Raw genomic sequence first — 20,659 nt, 5'->3', positions numbered from 1 at the left:
GGCATGGCTCAGATTGTCCTCACTGGTGCGTCGTTGTCGTTGGACGATGTCGTCCGATTCACGTCCGGTGACGTGCGGGTCAGCGTGGACCCGGCGTCGCTGGACGATGCCGAGGCGGCATGGAAGCTGCAACGCGAAGCGATCTCACGTCGCGCCGTGTACGGCCGGACCACGGGTGTGGGAGCCAACAAATCTGTCGTCACCGAGGGCACGTCGGACGACAGTCTCCGGTTGATCCGCAGCCACGCCGGTGGTGTCGGTGAGCTGATGCCGCCGGGCCTGGTCCGGGCGATGCTGTTGATCCGGCTCAACCAGCTCGCCGCCGGACGATCGGGTGTGCATCCCAGGCTCCTGCTCGCGGTGGCCGACGCGCTGAACTCCAACAGCTTGCCGGGAATTCACCGGATCGGCGCGATCGGTACGGGTGATTTGACCGCGTTGGCGGAGACGGCGCTGACGCTTGCCGGAGAAAAGGCTTGGGCCGCTGGGGGAATGGCACCCATCCAGTTCGGTGTCGGTGAGGCGCTCGGTTTCCTCAGCAGCAACGCGGCCACACTCGCGGAAGCTGTTCTGGTCACGGTCGAGCTACGGCAACTGTTGCGTGCCAGCCATACCGTTGCTGCGCTGTCCTACATCGCTTTGGGTGGTTCGCCTGAGCCATACGCGTCCACTGTGCACGAAGCCAAGCCGCATCCCGGTCAGGTGGAAGTCGCTGCGGAAATGCGGCGGCTGCTGGGAATGGCAGAGGTGCCAATGCCGGGCCGTCGTCTGCAGGACCCGTATGGGCTGCGGGCGTTCCCGCAAGTGCAAGGCCCCGCCTTGGATGCGGTGGCATATCTGGAACAGGTGTTGACGACCGAGATCAACGCATCGACGGAGAACCCGATGATGTCGGTGCAGGACAACGACGTCTACCACAACGCGCATTTCCATACCGCGTACGTGGCGACAGCGCTCGACACCGCACGAGCGACGGTGCATCACGTCGCCGAGCTTTCCGCGGCACGGCTGGGCGATTTGGTCGAGCCTGACCTGACCGATCTCCCCGCTTTCCTGGTGTCCGGTCCGCCGGGCAGTTCCGGCGTGATGATCCTGGAATACGTTGCGCATGACGCACTTGCTCAATTGAGGCAGGCCGCTTTGCCCGTCACGTTGGGGAGTGCGATTGTTTCCCGTGGGTTGGAGGACCACGCTTCGTTCTCCACGCAAGCCGCGCGTCAAGCCGCACAAGTCGCCGCCGCTTACCGGATTGTCCTTGGCTGCGAACTTGTGGCGGCTGTGCGGGCATTGCGAATGCGTATGGCCGACCTGGTCGATCTACCGATCCGCGAGGCATACGAGCACATGGCTGCGATTCTCGATCCACGGTTGGAAGACCGGTCATTGACCGCGGACGTGGAACGGGCCGCGGCCGCCCTCACTCACCTGACCGGGACGTGAGCAGATCGCACAGCCGGTCGAACCGGTCGAGGTGGTCGTGATCCCCGGCCGGATCGGGGCAATCGCCGTACGGGTCGAGGTGAATCGGCCACAATCCGGCAGAACGGGCACCGTCGACATCGGCCCGTGCGGTGTCGCCGACGTAGGCGGTTTCCGCGGCGTCGGCGCCCATCTCGGCGAGTGCGATGTGGAAGATCCGCGGATCGGGCTTCCTGACTCCGACGACAGCGGAATCGATGATCACCTCGACGGCCGCGCACGGCCCGCCGCCGACCTGGCAGACTTCGGCGGTGGCGAGCATTTCCTCGATCGTCCCCACCGAATTCGACACGACGCCCACCCGGAACCCTTTCGCGAGCAGAAGTTCGAGCCCTTCCTTCGCACAGGGCGCGACGCGTTGCCAGGTGTAGCCGGTGAATTGATCCGTGAGCAGGTCGTGGACGGCGTCTTCGAATTCGGCGGGTACTCCGCACGTCTTGGCGAATGTCCGTCGGTAAACCTCAACCCGGTCCGGGCCGCCGTTGGCGTCTGTCGCGGCGGTCGCCGCATAGTGCGCGCGGCGTAGCTGCTCATCAGTGGTGTCAATGCCCGAATGGCCGATCGCGGCCCGCATGACCTCGGAGGACGGAAGCAACAACACGCCGCCGACATCCAGCAGAACTGTGGTAATCCGTCGCATGTCCACCGAACCTACCGGATGGACATGCCAGGTGGTCGTCGCTAAAGTCGACCAGGGGTGACGATCCTATGTCCGAAGTGGACTGGCTGGACGTAAGCGCTCAGCGCTTGAGCGACACCATAACGAGGTTCGTCGCCAGCGGCGGCGCACCCGGAGCCATCGCGATCGTAGGAACCCAGGACGACGCGCGTGTGGTGTCCGCGGGCGTGGTCGCAACCGGCCTTGCCGAGGTCCCGCCGACCACGGCAACGCGTTACGACGTGGCTTCGTTGACCAAGATCGTGACCACCTGGACACTCGCCGGGCGAGCGGTGCGAGACGGTGAGCTGAACCTCGACAAACCGGTGAGCAGCTACCTCGGCTCGTTGACCGGCCCGGGATCGGCCATCACGATCAGGCAGATCCTCAGCCACACCACTGGATTGCGGTCGACAACCCGCTTCGACGAGTACCTCGGCACCGGCACGGACCTCGCCGAACTCATCATCGGCGAAGACCTGGAAGCCCAGCCGGGCGAACGCCTCAAATACATCAACCGCGGCTTCATCCTGCTCGGCCTTGTCCTTGAGCGAATTCACGGCGAAGGACTGGACACCCTCGCACGGGACCGGTTCTGGCGGCCATGGGGAATGCACAGCACGACATACGGCCCACTGCCCGCTGGCAACGACGTCGCCCCGACCGAACAAAGGCTTGTCGGTACCCGGCCGGCATGGGGCGTGGTGCACGACGAAAGCGCCGCGTTGATGGGCGGTGTCGCCGGGCATGCCGGTGTTTTCTCCACTGTGGACGACCTTGCGCGATTCGCCCGCGCCACGGTCGAATGGGCCAAAGCCGACGCGTACGCGCAAGAGAGCTTCAAGGTGCACGCGACCGACGGGCCGATCCGCCGGGGACTCGCGTGGGTTCTCGTGCCGGAGAAGGACGTTGCGTATCACCATGGCTTCACCGGGACCAGCCTGTATCTGTCGCCCAGTACGGGCCGGTTCATGGTGGTGCTGTCCAACGCGGTGTTCGTGTCCCGTGACCGTCAACGGCTGATCGCCTTGCGAACAGAAGCACGACGCATCATGACGGCCTGAGCGCCGCCCTAACTCCGGTTGCCGCCGTAGACGGCCGCTGCGACTGCCGCGTCGGTCCCGGAGATCAGTCCTCGGAACGGCTGAATGATCGCACTTTTCACCCGATCGACCCAGTCCATGATTTGTTTTCGCGACAATTCGGGCTCACAGATATCGTCGAGCCCTACTGTCCACGCGATCAATGCGAGAGTCGCCGTCGGCAGGTCATACCGTGATGTACCAAGCATGATCGATCTGATCGACGCGCGCGGACCCGACGCGATACGAAGATCGGCAGGCTGGTAGTGCAGGGAATGCTTGAACATCCCACGTTTCTCTACTGGAGTAACCAGTTCCCGGACTGTGAGATTCTCGACCACGATATCGAAGATCCCGTCGGCGAGGTGTTCCACCCAATCGCGGATACCGTGCTGCTCCGTTTCGGCGAGTATGCGCGCCAGCATCCGGTCGGCGATCGGCTCGCCGGTGGCGTAACGGCTGATCAATACCACTGATCCGTGGTCGAGCGTGATCCTTTCGTCGAACAACAAATCCGCCAGTATCGCCGCAGACAGACCGATGTCGAGCAGGCCGCCCCGGATTCTGGCTTTCCCGCTGAACGGGTCGTGGCCGAGGAAGAACAACGATTCGCACAGCGACAGGCCGTTCAGGCGCACCTGGACTCCTGGTATGGAAAGAATTAACACCGAACCAATGGATAACCGCAGTACTTGATCCTATACTTCCGCGGCGTCGTGTCCAATCCTGCAGGAGGACAACCAAATCATGGTGACCTCGGCGTCGAGCTTCACGCGTGGTCTCGCCAAACCCAGGTTGGGTGTCGTACAGATCGTCTTCTTCGTGGTCGCCGCGTCCGGTCCGTTGTATGCGATCGCCGGCGGGATCTCGACGACCTACGCGGTCACCGGAATCATCGGCGTGCCGGTCGCATTCATCATCCTCGCGCCGATTCTGGCCTTGTTCGCTGTCGGCTACGGCGTGATGAGCAAGCACATCACGAACGCGGGCGCGTTCTATCCGTATGTGGCGAACGGCATCGGCAGACCGGCAGGTGTCGCGGTCTCGTTCGTGGCGGTGGTGGCCTACAACTGCATCCAGATCGGTGTGTACGGCCTGTTCGGCTGGTCGGTCGCGGACTTCCTGAAGCAGAAAGCCGGTATCGACACCCCGTGGTGGCTGTGGGGACTGGCGATCCTCCTGGTGGTCGGTGTGCTCGGGGCCATGCGGGTCGACCTGAACGCCAAGGTGCTCGGCGTCGTGCTGGTCCTGGAATGCGCGACGATCGTCGTGATCGACCTGGCCGGCCTGCTCAACCCGGCGGAAGGCAACTCGCTGGCGCCGCTGGATCCCGCCAACCTGTTCGTCACGGGAGTCGGCGCGGTGTTCGCGTTCTCCGTCGCCGTGTTCACCGGCTTCGAGGGAGCCGCAACCTATGGCGAGGAAACGCGCGATCCGGCACGGACCGTGGCACGGGCCACGTATGTCGCAATTGGACTGACCGCGGGCCTGTACGCGGTGTCTTCGCTGGCCATGGCGGTCGGTGTCGGGCCGTCGCAGATCGTTGAGCAGGCGACACTGAACGGTCCAGGCGTGTTCTTCGGGATCAGCGGGCAACATCTCGGCTCGACGGTCACCGACGTCGCGTACGTCCTGTTCCTGACAAGCCAGTTCGCCTCACTGCTGAGCTTCCACAACGCGGTCGCCCGGTATTTCTTCGCGCTGGGCCGAGAAGGCGTGCTGCCGGACGCGCTCGGCCGGACCAACCGGCGCAACGGTTCCCCGATCGTCGGATCGCTGACCCAGTCGGTGACCGCGCTCGTCGTGGTGAGCGGGTTCGCGATCGCAGGCCGTGAACCGATTTTCGAGCTCTTCACCTGGCTCGGGGTGACCGCGTCGACCGGTGTCGTGCTGATCATGATCATGGTGTCCATCTCGGTGATCATGTTCTTCCGCGGCCGAGGCGGCCCGGAAACCGTGTGGCAGCGAGTGATCGCGCCCGGGCTGGCCGCGGTTCTGCTGACCGCGATCTTCGTGTTGATCCTGGCGAACTTCGATGTCCTTGTGGGCACGGAGGAGGACTCGCCGTTGCGCTGGATCCTGCCGGGTCTGCTGCTGCTCGCCGCGATTGCCGGTTTTGTGCGTAGTGTGGTGTTGCGCCGCAGCAAACCAGCTGTGTACGCCAAAGTTGGGGGTATTGGGGGCATCCATTGACCGTTCGTACGGCCACGACCAAGGACTTACCGGATGTCGGAGAGCTGTTGGCTGCGGCGTTCCACACCGATCCGGTGAGCGTCTGGCTGTTTCCCGACGACGATCGCCGCAGGGCAGTCCAACCGCCGTTCTTCCGGACGTTCGCCTTGCTCGCGCTCGAATCAGGCGGTTCGATCTCCTTACGGGAAGACGGACTCGCTGCCACCGTCTGGTTTCCCAGCAGTGACGACGACGAAGACGTGATGTCGTTGTTCGACATGCTGACCGATGAGGAAGCCAAGAAGTTCGAGCACTTGTCCGAGCTGATGGCCGAGCACCACCCGGATCGCGGCGAACACCGGCACCTGCAGTTCATCGCGGTGCACCCAGATCACCAACGGCACGGCATCGGCGGTGATCTGCTCGCCCACGACTTGTCGGCTCTCGGCGACATGCCCGCGTACCTGGAAGCCAGTTCGCGGCTCAGCATCCCGCTGTACCAACGACATGGCTTCGAACACATCGGGACACCGTTCGATCCGGACCCGGACGCACGGATGTACCCGATGTGGCGGGCGGGCTAGTTCGACCAGGACACCTGGACTGCGGTCGGCGTGACTTCCTTGACTGTCGCGCATACCTTGTACGTCAGCAGGAGCCCGTCGATCCGGCATGTCCACTCCTTGCTGTACCCGGGAGTGGTGAAGCCGCGCGAGTCCAGGTAGTCACGCATCTGCTCCGCCGCGCGGTCTCCGGTGGCTTCCATTGATCGTGTACAGCCGCCGGAGCCACAGCTCGAGTCGAGTTCGACAACCTGTAGACCCGAAGGACCCGGCCACACACCTTCGGCGCCGGTGTACCCCTCGGCGTCGTCGAGGACGGTCAAGCCGGCCGTGACAAACCCGGCGAGGACCAATGCGGAGAGTCCGATGGCGCCGGCGCATCCGCCTGACCGTTGTGCACGCAGGCCCATCGCGCAGATCAGTGCGCTGATGATCGGCAGGATCACGCACACCTCGTAGACCGAAGGGACCCAACGTCCGGACAGGCCCAGGTCGCGCGGCAACAGGATCCACGCCGCGAACACCAACAGGATCAGGCCGCACACGAGCCCGGTCTGCTCGGTTCGCGCCATGCCAAGGCACCAGATCAGCACGGGAGCAGCGGCGAACACGGCGACAACCGGGTCGTGCCAAGCGAAAGCGGCCATCGCGACGGTCACCGCGATCAGCAAGATGCGCCATAGGTTCCGACTCAGGCGTTCGTGAAACGGTACGACCGTCAACTCATCAGACACCCGGCCATTGTGCCGATCAACGCTGTAGCAACAACTTGCTCTATGAATGCCGGGACGCTGTGCTTGACCCCCGGACATTCCGCCATCCTGCCCGAACTCGTTGCTAGATGTACCACTCCACCATCGCCTGCGTCGGCGACTGCTCGCTCACCGCCACGCACACCTAGTCCAGTACACGCGGCAGCAGGATCCACATGACCGGGACGAACAGGATCGCGCTGACGATCAGTCCGGTGCGTGCCGATCGCGCCACCATCAGGCACCAGATCAGCACGGGAGCCGCGGCGAACACGGCGACAACCGGTTCACCCCAGGCGAAAGCCGCCAGCAGCACGGCCACCGCGACCGGCGGTGCGCGCCACAAATTCCTGGTCACGCGGTTGCGGAACAGCTCGTCAGACACCCGGCCATTGTGCCGATCATGTGCGAACTAGTCTCCGCTGTGTGAAGTTCTCCGGGTTCGGCGAGCACGCCATCGACTTCTACGACGACCTGTCGGCCGACAACTCCAAGGCGTTCTGGGAAGACAACAAGCACATCTACGCCAACGACGTGAAAGCGCCGATGGAGGCTCTGCTCGCGGAGCTCTCGGCCGAGTTCGCCACCGACTTCGGCACGGCCAAGGTCTTCCGGCCGTACCGCGACGTCCGGTTCGCCAAGGACAAGTCGCCCTACAAGACCCACTGCGGCGGGGTGATCGAGCAGGGCCGTGGCGGTGGCGCCTACTACGTCGAGATCAGCCCGGCAGGCCTGCGGGTCGGCGGCGGGTGCTTCCACCTCGAGGCCGACCAGATCGCCCGGTTCCGCGCCACGATCGCCGAGGACGTGCACGGGCCCGCGTTCGAGCAGTTGGTGAACAAGCTGCGCCGGTCCGGCTGGGAGATCCTGGGTGAGCGGCTGAAGACCAAGCCGAAGGGCTATGACGCCGATCACCCGCGGATCGAGCTGCTCAAGCACAAGTCGCTGTACGCGGCGCGCACCTGGGAACCCGCTGATTTCCTGCACGAACGCGAGTGCTTCACGCGAGTGCGCAAAGCGTGGCGTGAGCTGCGACCGCTCAACGAATGGGCCCGCGATCACGTCGGGGTAAGCATCCGTTCGGCCTGACCGGTGCACCCGATGTGGTGAATGACCGGCCGTTACGACACCATCACGGGCATGGAACGCACCCCGTGGTCCTGGTGGCGAGCAGCGGCGGTCGTCGTTGCACCCGTGCTCGGCGTGACCGTGATTGCCGTCGTGGTCTTCCTGCTGACCGGCAGTCCGGCCTTGGATTCGGTGCGCACAGCGGTGGTTCTGGGCCTGCTGACCGGCTTCGCGGTCGCGCTCATGATCGCCGGATGGCACGTCTGGCGGCTGTCACAGTCCGCAGCCGCCCGTGAGTTCGACGTCACTGAACGTCGCGGCTCCGACGCGTACGCCCGTGCGGCCGACCAACTCGGGTCCGAGAAGGCGCCGGTGCGCCTTGCCGGGCTGTACGCGCTCGAGCGGCTGGCGCAGGTTGACCCGCAGTACCGACAGACCGTCGTGAACGTGATCTGCTCGTATTTGAGAATGCCGTACGCACCGCCTGAACAGGCCGGTGACAGCGTCGGTGACGTGGCCGAACGCGGCGTCCGCGTGGCGGCGCAGCGGATTCTGGCCGGGCACCTGCGGCCCGCGGAACAGGACCTGTTCTGGCCGGACATCGACCTCGACCTGTCCGGCGCGACCTTGATCGACTTCCGGCTCAGCGAGTGCCGGGTGCGGCTGGGCACGTTCGACCGCGCCCACTTCGCCGGCGAGATCTCCTTCACCGGTACGCAGTTCGCCAGCGACGCCCGTTTCTACAACGCCAGGTTCGTCAGCCGCCGCGCCGACTTCCGCACCACCTGGTTCGCCGGCCGCGTCGACTTCACCGGCGCCGGCTTCGCAGGCGACGCGGACTTCGGCAGCGCGAAGTTCACCGGCGAAGCACTGTTCACCAAGGTCGTCTTCGCGGGCATGGCCGATTTCTCGCAGGCGGCGTTCAACGCACTCGGCGGATTCCGCACGGTGATGTTCGTCGGCCGCAGCGAGTTCGCCGGAGCCTGGTTCGCAGCGGAGACGGACTTCAGCGGGTCGACGTTCTCCAAGGACGCCTCGTTCAACGGCGTCCGCTTCGGCGCGCACGTCGAAGCGCTTGGCGCGTACTTCGCCGCGCACTGCAGCTTCCGCGGCTCCTACTTCACCCGCAACGCCGACCTGCGCGCCGCCCGGTTCGGCGGAAACGTCGACTTCACCGAGGCCTGGTTCGCCACGACCGCGATGCTCGACGGCGGCCGGGTCCGCGTGGACGTCGACCGGAGCTTGTCGATCTGGCCGCGCGGCTGGGCGATCCGCGAGCCCCGGGATGACGCCGAGGCCCGGCTCGCCGATCGCGAAGGCGCCTGGGGCTACCTGTTGCGGGTGACTTCGCCGGAGAAACCACCACCCGTGCTCGCCGAACGCGGCGCCCCACCCAACGCGCCCTGACACGCTGGCAGCCCATACCCGATGATGCCGTTGAGCATGGGCATTCGCCGGTCGTGATAGCCCTGGCCTATTCGCCCGGGCAAGCCGTATGTACGGACTGCGGTGAATCTTTCGACCTCGCCGAGCAGGCCGAGGTCGCTTTCAGATGACCGTTGGAGAAATTACTGGGTGGTAGTTCCGCATCGGTTCAGATGAAGGGGCTAGGCTGCACGAACGTGAGCCGACGCGCGAAGATCGTCTGTACCCTGGGGCCTGCCACGGCGACCCCGGAAAAAGTCCTCGAACTGGTCGAGGCGGGTATGGACGTGGCGAGAATGAATTTCAGCCACGGCAGCCACAGTGACCACAAGCAGGTGTACGACGTGGTCCGGGCGGCATCCGACGAGACGGGACACGCCGTCGGAATCATGGCTGACCTGCAGGGACCGAAGATCCGCCTTGGCACGTTCGCCAGCGGACCGGTCGAATGGCGGAACGGGGACGTCGTCCGAATCACCGTTGAGGACGTCGTCGGCACCCACGACCGCGTGTCCACCACGTACGACGGGCTGGCGCGGGACGCCAAGCCCGGCGACCGCTTGCTCGTCGACGACGGCAAGGTCGGTCTGGTGGTCAGGGAAGTGGACAACCAGGACGTTGTCTGCGAGGTCACCGAGGGTGGCCCGGTCAGCAACAACAAGGGCATCTCGTTGCCCGGCATGGACGTGTCCGTACCGGCCATGTCCGAGAAGGACATCGAGGACCTCGAGTTCGCGCTTTCGCTCGGCGTCGACTTCGTGGCGCTGTCGTTCGTGCGCTCGCCCGCCGACATCGACCTGGTGCACCAGGTGATGGACCGGGTCGGCCGCGGCAGGCTGCCGGTGATCGCCAAGCTGGAGAAGCCGGAGGCGGTGGACAACCTCGAGGCGATCGTGCTCGCCTTCGACGGGATCATGGTCGCCCGCGGTGACCTGGGCGTCGAGCTGCCGCTCGAGCAGGTGCCGCTGGTGCAGAAGCGGGCGATCCAGATCGCTCGCGAGAACGCCAAGCCGGTCATCGTCGCCACCCAGATGCTCGACTCGATGATCAGCAACTCCCGGCCGACCAGGGCCGAGGCGTCCGACGTCGCCAACGCGGTGCTGGACGGCGCCGACGCGGTCATGCTCTCCGGTGAGACCAGCGTTGGCCGGTACCCGATCGAGTCCGTGAAGACGATGGGTCGCATCGTCGAGGCGGTCGAGAGCGAGTCGACGGCCGTGCCGCCGTTGACCCACGTGCCGCGCACCAAGCGTGGCGTGTTGTCCTACGCGGCCCGTGACATCGGTGAGCGCCTCAACGCCAAGGCGTTGGTCGCGTTCACGCAGTCCGGCGACACCGTCCGGCGCCTCGCCCGGTTGCACACGCACCTGCCGCTGCTGGCCTTCACGCCGGAGCAGGACGTGCGCAGCCAGCTGGCGTTGACGTGGGGCACCGAGACCTTCCTGGTGCCGCGGGTGGACTCGACCGACCAGATGGTCCGCCAGGTGGACATCTCGATGCTGTCCATCGGCCGCTACCAGCCGGGCGATCTCGTGGTGATCGTCGCAGGTTCCCCACCGGGGACCGTGGGGTCAACTAACCTCATCCGGGTACACCGGCTGGGGGAAGAAGACCACGCGTAGGGAGTAGTCGATGACAGAGGTCGCGCGGGCCGCGGCAGCGGATCCTGACCAGGCCGGCGCGGCGGGGCAACCTGTGCTCGACAAACTGGTCGCCCTGCTCGACCTCGAAGTCATCGAGGAGAACATCTTTCGCGGTGTCAGTCCCGCCGACCGCCCGATCCGGGTGTTCGGCGGGCAGGTCGCCGCGCAGGCGTTGATCGCCGCAGGCCGTACGGTCCCGTCGGACCGCCACGTGCATTCGTTGCACGCGTACTTCATCCGGCCCGGCGACCCGAGCATTCCGATCGTGTACGAAGTGGACCGGATCCGCGACGGGCGGTCGTTCACCACGCGGCGTGTGGTCGCTGTTCAGCGCGGCAAGGCGATTTTCTCGCTGTCCGCGTCGTTCCAGCTGATCGAGCGCGGCCTTGAGCACGCCGACGCCATGCCTGTCGTGCCACTGCCGGACGAGCTGCCGACGTACGTCGAGCAGGTCGCCGCCGCGAAGGGCAAGCTCGACCCGACGAGGTCGATACCCCGCCCCATCGACATCCGTTACGTCACCGAGCCGCCGTGGCTGTCGCGTGACAAAGGGCCGCGCGAGGGCCGTAACCAAGTGTGGATGCGGGCCGACGGCAAGCTCGCGGACGATCCTTTGCTGCACGTCTGTGTTCTGGCGTACGCCTCAGACATGACGTTGCTCGACGCTCCGCTTGCCCGGCACGGCAAATACTGGTGGCTGGACAACGTGATCGGCGCGAGCCTGGATCACGCGATGTGGTTCCACCGTCCATTCCGGGCGGACGAGTGGTTCCTCTACGACTGCGAGTCCCCGAGTGCGTCAGGCGGGCGTGGCCTGGCCACTGGGCGGTTCTTCGCGCAGGACGGCACATTGATCGCGACGGTCGTGCAAGAGGGCTTGCTGCGGGTCCGCGACTAGGTTGGCGATCTTGTGCCCGGCGTCATGCGGGCCTCGCCGTACGGCATAGGCTCGTCTCGTACATATCCCGCGAGCCCTGGACGGGCTGATACGGCAGGCTGGTACATATGGCGAACAGCACGGAAGGCACGGCACGCATCGCGGTGACCGGCCTAGCGACGATGGGCAGCAACCTGGCGCGGAACCTCGCCAGGCACGGCTACAAGGTGGCGGTGCACAACCGCTCGTTTGCCCGCACCAAAGCGCTCATCGAGCAGCACGGCCACGAGGGCGACTTCGTCCCGGCCGAGACCACGGCCGAGCTGGTCGCGTCCCTGCAGCGACCCCGTCAGGTGATCATCATGGTCAAGGCGGGCGGACCGACCGACGCGGTGATCGACGAGCTCGCCGAGGCGATGGAACCCGGCGACATGATCATCGACGGCGGCAACGCGCACTTCGCCGACACCCGCCGGCGCGAGGCGGCGCTGAAGGAGCGCGGCCTGCACTTCGTCGGCACCGGTATCTCCGGTGGCGAGGAGGGCGCGTTGAACGGCCCGAGCATCATGCCGGGCGGATCGGTGGAGTCCTACAAGCACCTCGGCCCGGTCCTCGAGGACATCGCGGCGAAGGTGGACGGCGAGCCGTGCTGCGTGCACGTCGGACCGGACGGCGCCGGACATTTCGTGAAGATGGTGCACAACGGCATCGAATACGCCGACATGCAGCTGATCGCGGAGTCCTACGACCTGCTGCGCCGGGCGGGCGGCTTGGAGCCGTCGGCGATCGCCGACGTGTTCCGCACGTGGAACTCCGGCGACCTGGAGTCCTACCTGGTCGAGATCACCGCCGAGGTGCTCGGGCACGTGGACGCCGAGACCGGCAAGCCCTTCGTGGACATCATCACCGACCAGGCCGAGCAGAAGGGCACCGGCCGCTGGACCGTGCAGGAGGCCCTCGAACTGGGCATTCCGGTCACGGGCATCGCGGAGGCGGTGTTCGCGCGGTCCCTGTCGGCCCGCGTCGACCAGCGTTCCGCGCTTCAGTCCACTTCGGACACGCCGGTGCAGGTGCCGGAGACCCTTGTTGACGACGTGCGCGCGGCTTTGTACGCCTCGAAGGTTGTCGCGTACGCCCAGGGCTTCGACCAGATGCGCGCGGCCAGCGAGCAGTACGACTGGAACATCGATCTCGGCGCCATGGCGACCATCTGGCGCGGCGGCTGCATCATCCGCGCGGTGTTCCTGAACCGCATCCGTGAGGCGTACGAGAAGACGCCGGACCTGTCGTCGCTGCTGGTCGACGACTACTTCCGGACCGCCGTCGAGAATGCCGTCGACGCGTGGCGCCGCGTGGTGACCACCGCCGTCCAGGCGGGTGTTCCGGTCCCTGGCTTCTCCAGCGCGCTGGCGTACTACGACGCGCTGCGCTCCGAGCGCCTGCCTGCCGCGCTCATCCAGGGCCTGCGGGACTTCTTCGGCGCGCACACGTACCGCCGCGTCGACAAGGACGGCAGCTTCCACACGCTGTGGGGCGCCGACCGCAACGAAATCGACGCCTGACCCCTCGTGAGTGTTTTGGCCGGTGCCAAACCGGCCAAAACACTCACGAGCTGTTTCAGGCCAGGGATTCCAGTTGGACGAGCCGGAAGTCGTCCGGGTCAACCAGGTAGACGCGCGCCTCGGCCAGGTCGAAGTACATGCCGACCAGCCGCAGTTTCCCTTGCGCCTCAGCCTTGCGAACACTCGGGTACGTCCGCAGATTGTCCAGCTGCTGAGCGACATTGGCCGCCGCCAGCAGCTCCAGATCATCCGTTCCGTCCACTCGCGCCAAGCTCGAAGTGGCGTTACGCAACCACGAGTGCAGCCGCGTACCCGGTTCGGCCGATCCGCTGAGCAACGCCTTCATCGCGCCGCAGTGCGAATGTCCACAGACCACAATGGTGGGCACGTTCAGCACGTCGACGGCGAACTCGATCGCCGCGCCGACCGAGCTGTCCTCTTCGGACTCTTCGGACTCGATGTGGACCGGCACCAGGTTGCCGATGTTCCGGACGCAGAACTGTTCACCCGGGCCACTCGACATGATCAGGTTCGGCAACACCCGTGAGTCCGCGCACGTGATGAACAACTGCTCCGGCCGTTGCCCGTTGCGTGCCAGCTCCGCGAGGAACGGGCGGATCAGGTGCGCGGACATCCTTTCGAACTCGAGCGCGCCGTCGAGTACCGGCTCACGCGGCTCGGGCATCCGGAAAGTCCTGCGCTCCCAGTCGGTCCAGCGACCGACCCACGGGATCGTCTTGCGGCGCCCCGGTTCGCCGTCCCTGGCCCGGCTGTACCAGGTGTCCTTCTCGTGTACCTCGACCTGACCGCCACGGCGTTCGTAACCGGTTCGCCAGTCGTCGATCGCCTCGAACGCGGCGTGGTCCATGAAGTCGATGTGCAGCTGGAGGACCACCTTCTGGCCGACCGGGATCCGGCGCAGCTCACGCACCAGCTTGCCGACGCCAAGGAACACCAACGATCCGCCGACGTCCACACACCACTCGCCGTCTTGCTGTTCGACGCGGACAGACGTGTGCGCCAACCGGTACAGCGCGCGGACAACAGCGACCGCGACACCGATCGCGACACCCTCCAACAGGCCCAGGACGATCACGCCGAGGACCGTCACGGCGTAGACGGCTAGTTCACCGTGCAGTTTCAGGCACTTCAGATGCCCGGCGTGCACAAGCCGGGCGCCGACGACGATCAGCACACCGGCCAACGCCGCCATCGGGATGAGTTCCAGCACGTGTGCGAGGAAAAGCACGAACAGCGCGATCCACACACCGTGCAGAATGGACGAAGCCCGAGTGCGTGCACCCGCCGCCACGTTGGTGGAGCTACGCACGATCACACCGGTGACGGGAAGCCCGCCGAGCGCTCCGGACACCGCGTTCGCCGCGCCCTGCCCGATGAGCTCCCGATCCAAGTCCGCCCGCGGGCCGTTGTGCATCTTGTCGACAGCCACAGCGGACAGCAGTGACTCCACACTGGCCACGAGCGCGACCGTGACCACAGCCAACCCGATCGCCAGCGCCCCACCGCTCGGCATCTCCGGCAGAGCAAGGCCTTCCAACGGATGGTCAGGCAGGTGCACGGTCGTGACGTTCAACTGGGTCACGACGGCAAGGCCTGTCGCCACCGTTACGGCGACCAGGGGAGCGGGAACGATGTTGCCGCGCGGCACTTTCGGCCACAGCACCATGGTGAGGATGGCGATCGCCCCGATGAGCACCGCGCCCCAGACCGGGACCTGCGTGGGCAACTGGCTGAGGTTGGTCAGGACATCGCCGTCAGCGGTGCCGCCGAGGACGACGTGCAACTGACCGACGACGATCGTCACGCCGATGCCCGCCAACATGCCGTGCACGACGGCAGGCGAGAGCGACAGGGCGAGCCTGCCGACTTTGGTGATGCCCAAGAGGATTTGCACGACCCCGGCGCCGACGGTGATGGCGGCCGTTGCCGGCCAGCCGAACTGGTCGATCATCCCGGCGACGATGATGGTCATGCCGGCGGCCGGGCCGCTGACCTGGAACGCCGAACCGCCGAGCGCGCCAACGACGATACCGCCGACAACGGCTGCGACCAGCCCGGCGATCAGCGGAGCGCCGGACGCGGCCGCGATGCCGAGCGACAGCGGGATGCTGATGAGGAAGACCACGAAGGATGCGGGCAAGTCGTGTCTGAGCACGGTTGAGACGCGAGACATGTCTACTTTCCTTGGTCCAGCAGGGGATGACCCGGATTTCGAATGAACCCGGGTTCAGGCGCGTGGGACTAACAGCCTGTTAACCGAGGCTGGTCCACCAGGGCGCGCCGTGCGCGCCCGAAACCCCCACGTGGGCGGAAGGGCCCTCGCGGAGCCCGGTGCTTGAGACTGGAACCGGCCATCATGTGAAACCTCCGTGTCGGCACGACCTGTGTCGGCACTGGGGCGGGTACGGCCACGAAGGCGATGAGCATCGTGTCCTTTGTGTACCGTTCCTGCTCACCACCATAATGGCGCCAGATTGCTTGCGGCGCAAAAAATTCATCCGGACGAGTTGATCACACCCGGCCTGGTGACAGCAGGTGAGATGCTGTGCGCCAAGATCAGTTCACAAGATCGTCAGACCACCCGTCCGTGGTTCGCGTCAGCGCCGCCGCATCACAGTGCCCGCGCTTTGGCTGTGGCCAACGACAGTGTCTCGATGCGGCATGGGAAGCACCCCCGGAACGGGTTGCGGGAAGCCGGAACTGTCAGACCCCTGCGGTAACGTGAAATCAAGGGCTCCCCTGATGGCGGGGTTTGTCGCCGAGTTGCTCGGTCGTCGACTGGCATGGGCGGTCGCGGGGGCGGAGGCCCGGCGCGGGGCGAGCCATCCGGAACCCGGCAAGAAAAGCTCGGCGACCGGCCTGTCGGGACAGACCGGAGCGCTTGCGCACAGTGGACCGTCCTGGGAGGCCAGCGGGACCGGAAATTCAGTCGGGGGGCGCGAAAATTCCGGCCCCGCTGGGGAGGGTCACCGGATGGCACGGGAGGTCGGCCGAGGGAAGGGGGTTGGCCGGGGGGAGGGACCGTGCGATCCGGTCGAACCGGCTGGCCGGTTCGTCTGGGGAGCTCAGCAGGCGCCGAGCTGTGGGGTGTCGCGATAGGGCTGGTCGTCTTCGGTGACCAGCAGGCACAGATGCGCCGCGAGGTACGCGCGGCACGGCGCGGGCGCGCGGCCGAACAAGCGCTTGCGGCAGGTGGGGCAGCGGCCCTGCTCGTCCGGACGGTGTTCGTCCAGGACGGCTTGCAAGGCTGCGACAACGCGCGGAAGTTCGTTGTTGGCGATCCTCGTCGCTGTCGCCGGGTCCGCTGACTCCCCTCGGCGGGTGAGATCGGCCAGGTAGCCGTTCAGCGAGGACTCCAGGTGGCCGAAGATGGAATTGTTCACGTCGACCACGCTTCACCACGTCCTCTGCGTCCCGTGCGGACCTTCAACTGCTCCTGACAGGCGGTAAGAAGTAGCTTGGAGCTGCAAACCGCATTCTGCAAGTTGCAACACACGAATGGGTGACATCGGGAGCGGTAGATGGCACGAGGGCAAAGCCCCACTGTCCGGCGGCGCAGACTGGCCAGCGAACTTCGCCGGTTGCGGGAGGCCGCGAAGCTGACCATCGAGGAAGTCGGCGAGAAGCTCGAGTGTTCCGCGTCGAAGATCAGCCGGATCGAAACCGGCCATGTGGGCGTCACGCCGCGCGACGCGCGCGATTTGCTTGAGCTCTACGAAGTCGCTCCCGACCGGTTGGAAGCGCTTGTCCAGTTGAGCCGCGAGGCCCGCAAAAAGGGCTGGTGGCACGCCTATAACGAGGTTTTCACCGGGGCCTTCGTCGGTCTGGAGTCCGATGCTTCGTCATTGCGTGCGTTTCAGGCTTTGCTGGTGCCCGGTCTGCTGCAGACCGAGGATTACATCCGTGCGGTCATGCGGTCGATCCGTCCAGACTGGCCAGAGGCCGAAGTGGAGCGCCGGGTCGGCGCGCGGATGGAACGCCAGCGGTTGCTGACCGATTCGGAACCGCCGAACTACTGGGCGATCATCGACGAGGCGGTGCTGCGCCGGATCGTCGGCGGGCCGGGTGTCATGCGCGAACAATTGCTCCGATTGTGTGAGATTGGAACGCTGCCGAACGTCACCATTCAGGTGATTCCGTTCGAGGCGGGCGCACACTCCTCTATGGAGGGTCCGTTTCTGATCCTTGGTTTCCCCGAACAAATGGATCCCGATGTTGTCTATGTGGACACCACCACCGGTGGTGTGTACTTGGAGGAGCAAGCCGACGTCCAACGGTATACGTTGATGTTCGACCATTTGCGAGCGTCCGCGGCAAGCCCGGACGACAGTGTGCATCTGGTCTCTCAGATAGCCGAAAGGTTGTCTCGTCAACGAGAGGAGTGAAGGCTTTGACTGTTTCCGAACCGGCCGGCGTTGTCTGGCGCAAGAGCAGCCGTAGCGGCGCCGGCAACGATTGTGTGGAAATCGCCTTGGCGCACACCGGAGCAAGCGTGCGCGACTCCAAGAATCCACAAGCGGGCATGCTCCGATTCGACACGGCAGGATGGACGACGTTCATCGTCGAAACCAAGAGATAGATCAAGAAACAATCGCCTGCCGCACTGCATAGCGGAACATTGGTCCAGACCTATTGCTCGACGAGGTCTGGACCTCTTAATGTCGAGACATTTCCGACAGGACGTGGCCCGTGCCACCCCCTGCCCCTGGCGGAGGTCGAAGATGACTCGATTTCGCTTTTCCTTGATCGGTTTGGTTGTCGCCCTTGCCGGATTGTTCGCGATCTCGGTCGACCGGCAGGCCGCAGCCGCCGACGACTGCAGACCCGACGGCCTCGCGACCACGGCCGGTGTCACAGTCCCCTACTGCACGGTCTACGACACGGCAGGACGCGAGAAACTGGCGAACGGCAACACCCGCAGGGTGATCGGCTACTTCACCAGCTGGCGAACCGGCAAGGACGGTTCACCCCGGTACCTGGCCGGCGACATCCCGTGGACCAAGATCACGCACATCAACTACGCGTTCGCGCATGTCGGCGCCGACAACCGGATCTCGGTCGGCCCAGTTGGTCCCGGCAACGCCTCGACCGGGATGCAGTGGCCGGGCGTGCCCGGTGCCGAGATGGACCCGTCCCTGCCGTACAAGGGACACTTCAACCTGCTGACCAAGTACAAGAAGCAGCACCCGGAGGTCAAAACGCTGATCTCGGTCGGCGGCTGGGCCGAAACCGGCGGGTTCCTCAACCCGGACGGCAGCCGCACCGCCTCCGGCGGTTTCTACAAGATGGGCCAGAGCCAGGCCGCGATCGACACCTTCGCCGACTCGGTCGTCGCGTTCCTGCGGCAGTACGGCTTCAACGGTGCCGACATCGACTACGAGTACGCCACATCGGCGAACTACGCCGGAAACCCGGACGACTTCTGGATTTCCCAGACCACTCGCGGCCAGCAGATGGCCGGTTACGTCAACCTGATGCGCACGCTGCGATCCAAACTGGACGCTGCCGGTGCGGCCGACGGCAAGCACTACCTGCTGACCGCCGCGGTTTCGTCCTCCGGCTGGATTCTGCGCGGTGCCGAGACCTACCAAGTGACGCAGTACCTGGACTTCGCCAACTTGATGTCCTACGACCTGCACGGCTCGTGGAACCACTTCGTGGGACCGAACGCCGCGTTGTTCGACGACGGTGCCGACGCCGAGCTCAAGCACTGGCAGGTTTACACGACAGCACAGTACGAAGGCATGGGGTATCTCAACACCGACTGGGCGTACCACTACTTCCGCGGCAACATGCCCGCCGGTCGGATCAACATCGGTGTGCCGTTCTACACCCGCGGCTGGCAAGGCGTGAACGGCGGTACGAACGGGCTTTGGGGCACCGCGGCGCTCCCGGATCAGACGAAGTGCCCGCCTGGCACGGGATCCAGTGTCGGCTCGACCGTGCCGTGCGGCAACGGCGCGATCGGTATCGACAACCTCTGGCACGACTCGACCGCGGGCGGCGCCGAGGTTCCGTCCGGGGTGAATCCCATGTGGCACGCGAAGAACCTCGAACGCGGCATCCAGGGCGACTACTTGACCGCGTACGGCCTCGACCCGGTCAACGACCCGGCGGATCGCCTCACCGGCACGTACGCCCGCAACTACAACAGCACGCTGGTCAGCCCGTGGCTGTGGAACGCGCAGAAACGCGTCTTCCTGTCCACTGAGGACGAGACGTCCATCGCGGCCAAAGCGAAGTACGTGGCGGACAAGGGCATCGGTGGCGTGATGATCTGGGAGCTCTCCGGTGACTACGGCTTCGACACGGCCAAGAACCAGTACTTCATGGGTACGACCCTGATCGACGCGCTCAACACGGGCATGCGTGGCGCGGCACCGTACGGGGCTACGAAGTCCAACAGCGCGATCCCCGCCAGTGTCCTGGACGTCGGAGTCACGTTCAGCGGGTTCGCGTTGGGCGACAGCAACTACCCGATCAACCCGAAGATGCGGATCACCAACCGGTCGACCACCTCGATCCCCGGTGGAGCCGTGCTCGAGTTCGACTACGGCACCAGCGCGCCGGGCAGCATGACCGACCAGTCCGGCTTCGGCCTGCGCGTGACCCAGCGTGGGCACAGTGGACCGAACGTGGGTGGCCTGAAGGGTGAATTCCAGCACGTCTCGGTGACGATTCCGAGCTGGCAGACAGTCGCGCCGGGCGGCACCGTCGAGGTCGCGGTGGTCTACCAGATGCCGATCGCCACACCCGCCAACTTCAAGCTCACGTTCGGCGGCAAGAGCTACGCGCTGACCACGGACCACCCGCGTGGCACAGGTGGCTCGGACCCGCCGCCGACCGACCCGCCGCCAGGTCCCTGCACCGCCCCGGCGTGGACCGCGACCAGCGTCTACACCGGTGGCCAGCAGGTGTCCCACAAGGGGCACAACTGGCGAGCCAGGTGGTGGACTCAAAGCGAGGAGCCGGGCACGCGGGAGGTGTGGACCGATCTGGGCGCCTGTTAGGGCGTCGACCTGCGGAAACCTGTGCTCCTCAGTCCGCCTTACCTGGCCTGTGTGGCCCCTTACTCCCTGCAGTAAGGGGCCACACCCATAACAGTGGTTGTTCTTCCGATGTCCGGATCGGGGCCTTACGGCGAATCTCATCATCACCGAAATGACGAGACAACGAGGTGAGTGAGATGGAATGGACCCCAGAGGCCGTCAACGCGGAGATCGCCTACCGCAGGGGTGACGCGATCACCAGGCAGCACCTGCGTGAGGTTCGCCAGACTCGGCGACCCCGCTGGTGGCAGCGGCTTCGAGTACATCGGTCCGACGGAAATGGTGAACACCGCGCGGCCTGAGGTGTG

The 20,659-nt window shown here is 65.5% G+C and carries 19 protein-coding genes; 13 read left to right on the top strand and 6 right to left on the bottom strand.

The features are described 5' to 3' along the window. Positions 1-3: 3 nt before the first annotated feature. Positions 4-1,440 carry an aromatic amino acid ammonia-lyase gene (locus B9C43_RS22370; protein WP_033381545.1) on the top strand — a complete coding sequence of 479 codons (1,437 nt, stop codon included), beginning with the start codon at positions 4-6 and terminating at the stop codon, positions 1,438-1,440. On the opposite strand, the gene B9C43_RS22365 is transcribed toward B9C43_RS22370, so the two are convergent. Then, positions 1,418-2,119 carry an HAD family hydrolase gene (locus B9C43_RS22365; protein WP_084428782.1) on the bottom strand — a complete coding sequence of 234 codons (702 nt, stop codon included), beginning with the start codon at positions 2,117-2,119 and terminating at the stop codon, positions 1,418-1,420. The genes B9C43_RS22370 and B9C43_RS22365 overlap by 23 nt on opposite strands. A 68-nt stretch (positions 2,120-2,187) precedes the next feature. Between B9C43_RS22365 and B9C43_RS22360 the strand changes: the two genes are divergently transcribed. Next, entirely contained in the window at positions 2,188-3,201 is a 1,014-nt protein-coding gene (locus B9C43_RS22360; RefSeq protein WP_084428781.1) for a serine hydrolase domain-containing protein, read from the top strand. Between the two features lie 8 nt (positions 3,202-3,209). Here B9C43_RS22360 and B9C43_RS22355 read toward each other — a convergent pair whose 3' ends face one another. Then, positions 3,210-3,857, bottom strand: coding sequence for a GOLPH3/VPS74 family protein (locus B9C43_RS22355; protein WP_033381543.1), 648 nt, complete (start codon positions 3,855-3,857; stop codon positions 3,210-3,212). A gap of 109 nt (positions 3,858-3,966) precedes the next feature. Here B9C43_RS22355 and B9C43_RS22350 point away from each other — a divergent pair, with 109 nt between their 5' ends. Then, positions 3,967-5,412 carry an APC family permease gene (locus tag B9C43_RS22350; protein WP_084428779.1) on the top strand — a complete coding sequence of 482 codons (1,446 nt, stop codon included), beginning with the start codon at positions 3,967-3,969 and terminating at the stop codon, positions 5,410-5,412. Next, positions 5,409-5,975, top strand: a complete 567-nt coding sequence (locus B9C43_RS22345; protein ID WP_143446497.1) for a GNAT family N-acetyltransferase — start codon at positions 5,409-5,411, stop codon at positions 5,973-5,975. Before B9C43_RS22350 ends, B9C43_RS22345 begins: the two co-directional genes overlap by 4 nt. Here the strand turns inward: B9C43_RS22345 and B9C43_RS22340 are convergent. Both B9C43_RS22340 and B9C43_RS22335 read right to left on the bottom strand, forming a co-directional pair. Next, the gene (locus B9C43_RS22340; RefSeq protein ID WP_084428777.1) at positions 5,972-6,688 is read right to left on the bottom strand and encodes a hypothetical protein; all 717 of its coding nucleotides are present in this window, start codon (positions 6,686-6,688) and stop codon (positions 5,972-5,974) included. The two genes, B9C43_RS22345 and B9C43_RS22340, sit on opposite strands and share 4 nt — an antisense overlap. A 163-nt stretch (positions 6,689-6,851) precedes the next feature. Beyond that, positions 6,852-7,091, bottom strand: a complete 240-nt coding sequence (locus B9C43_RS22335; protein WP_084428776.1) for a hypothetical protein — start codon at positions 7,089-7,091, stop codon at positions 6,852-6,854. A 41-nt stretch (positions 7,092-7,132) separates the two neighbouring features. On the opposite strand from B9C43_RS22335, the gene B9C43_RS22330 reads away from it, so the two are divergent. The 5 genes from B9C43_RS22330 to gndA all read left to right on the top strand — a co-directional run bounded on the left by B9C43_RS22330 (position 7,133) and on the right by gndA (position 13,281). Then, positions 7,133-7,795, top strand: coding sequence for a DUF2461 domain-containing protein (locus B9C43_RS22330; protein ID WP_033381537.1), 663 nt, complete (start codon positions 7,133-7,135; stop codon positions 7,793-7,795). 51 nt (positions 7,796-7,846) lie between these two features. Then, the gene (locus tag B9C43_RS22325; RefSeq protein ID WP_143446496.1) at positions 7,847-9,181 is read left to right on the top strand and encodes a pentapeptide repeat-containing protein; all 1,335 of its coding nucleotides are present in this window, start codon (positions 7,847-7,849) and stop codon (positions 9,179-9,181) included. A gap of 215 nt (positions 9,182-9,396) precedes the next feature. Then, a complete protein-coding gene (pyk, locus tag B9C43_RS22320) occupies positions 9,397-10,821 on the top strand; it encodes a pyruvate kinase (RefSeq protein ID WP_033381533.1) in 1,425 nt (474 codons plus the stop codon). Between the two features lie 10 nt (positions 10,822-10,831). Further along, the gene (gene tesB, locus B9C43_RS22315; RefSeq protein WP_084428774.1) at positions 10,832-11,740 is read left to right on the top strand and encodes an acyl-CoA thioesterase II; all 909 of its coding nucleotides are present in this window, start codon (positions 10,832-10,834) and stop codon (positions 11,738-11,740) included. A gap of 107 nt (positions 11,741-11,847) precedes the next feature. Further along, positions 11,848-13,281, top strand: a complete 1,434-nt coding sequence (gndA, locus tag B9C43_RS22310) for an NADP-dependent phosphogluconate dehydrogenase (protein ID WP_084428773.1) — start codon at positions 11,848-11,850, stop codon at positions 13,279-13,281. A 55-nt stretch (positions 13,282-13,336) separates the two neighbouring features. On the opposite strand, the gene B9C43_RS22305 is transcribed toward gndA, so the two are convergent. Both B9C43_RS22305 and B9C43_RS22300 read right to left on the bottom strand, forming a co-directional pair. Continuing rightward, complete coding sequence (locus B9C43_RS22305) at positions 13,337-15,475, bottom strand: SulP family inorganic anion transporter (RefSeq protein ID WP_084428772.1); 2,139 nt, start codon at positions 15,473-15,475, stop codon at positions 13,337-13,339. 892 nt (positions 15,476-16,367) lie between these two features. Continuing rightward, positions 16,368-16,685, bottom strand: a complete 318-nt coding sequence (locus B9C43_RS22300) for a hypothetical protein (protein WP_143446495.1) — start codon at positions 16,683-16,685, stop codon at positions 16,368-16,370. A 138-nt stretch (positions 16,686-16,823) separates the two neighbouring features. Here B9C43_RS22300 and B9C43_RS22295 point away from each other — a divergent pair, with 138 nt between their 5' ends. The 4 genes from B9C43_RS22295 (at position 16,824) to B9C43_RS56800 (ending at position 20,653) form a co-directional block, all read left to right on the top strand. Continuing rightward, a complete protein-coding gene (locus B9C43_RS22295; protein WP_084428771.1) occupies positions 16,824-17,687 on the top strand; it encodes a helix-turn-helix domain-containing protein in 864 nt (287 codons plus the stop codon). Continuing rightward, complete coding sequence (locus B9C43_RS22290; protein ID WP_407657113.1) at positions 17,684-17,881, top strand: DUF397 domain-containing protein; 198 nt, start codon at positions 17,684-17,686, stop codon at positions 17,879-17,881. The genes B9C43_RS22295 and B9C43_RS22290 overlap by 4 nt, the downstream gene beginning before the upstream one ends. A gap of 142 nt (positions 17,882-18,023) precedes the next feature. Next, on the top strand, positions 18,024-20,312 hold the full coding sequence (locus tag B9C43_RS22285) for a chitinase C-terminal domain-containing protein (RefSeq protein ID WP_084428770.1): 2,289 nt from the start codon (positions 18,024-18,026) through the stop codon (positions 20,310-20,312). Positions 20,313-20,488: 176 nt separating this feature from the next. Next, positions 20,489-20,653, top strand: coding sequence for a hypothetical protein (locus B9C43_RS56800; protein ID WP_160096638.1), 165 nt, complete (start codon positions 20,489-20,491; stop codon positions 20,651-20,653). The last annotated feature ends 6 nt before the right edge of the window (positions 20,654-20,659 follow it).

The sequence above is a fragment of the Kibdelosporangium aridum genome (assembly GCF_900176515.1).
Lineage (GTDB): Bacteria > Actinomycetota > Actinomycetes > Mycobacteriales > Pseudonocardiaceae > Kibdelosporangium > Kibdelosporangium aridum.
The sequence above is the reverse complement of the archived record's forward strand: the minus strand, read 5'-3'. Positions and strand labels throughout refer to the sequence as shown.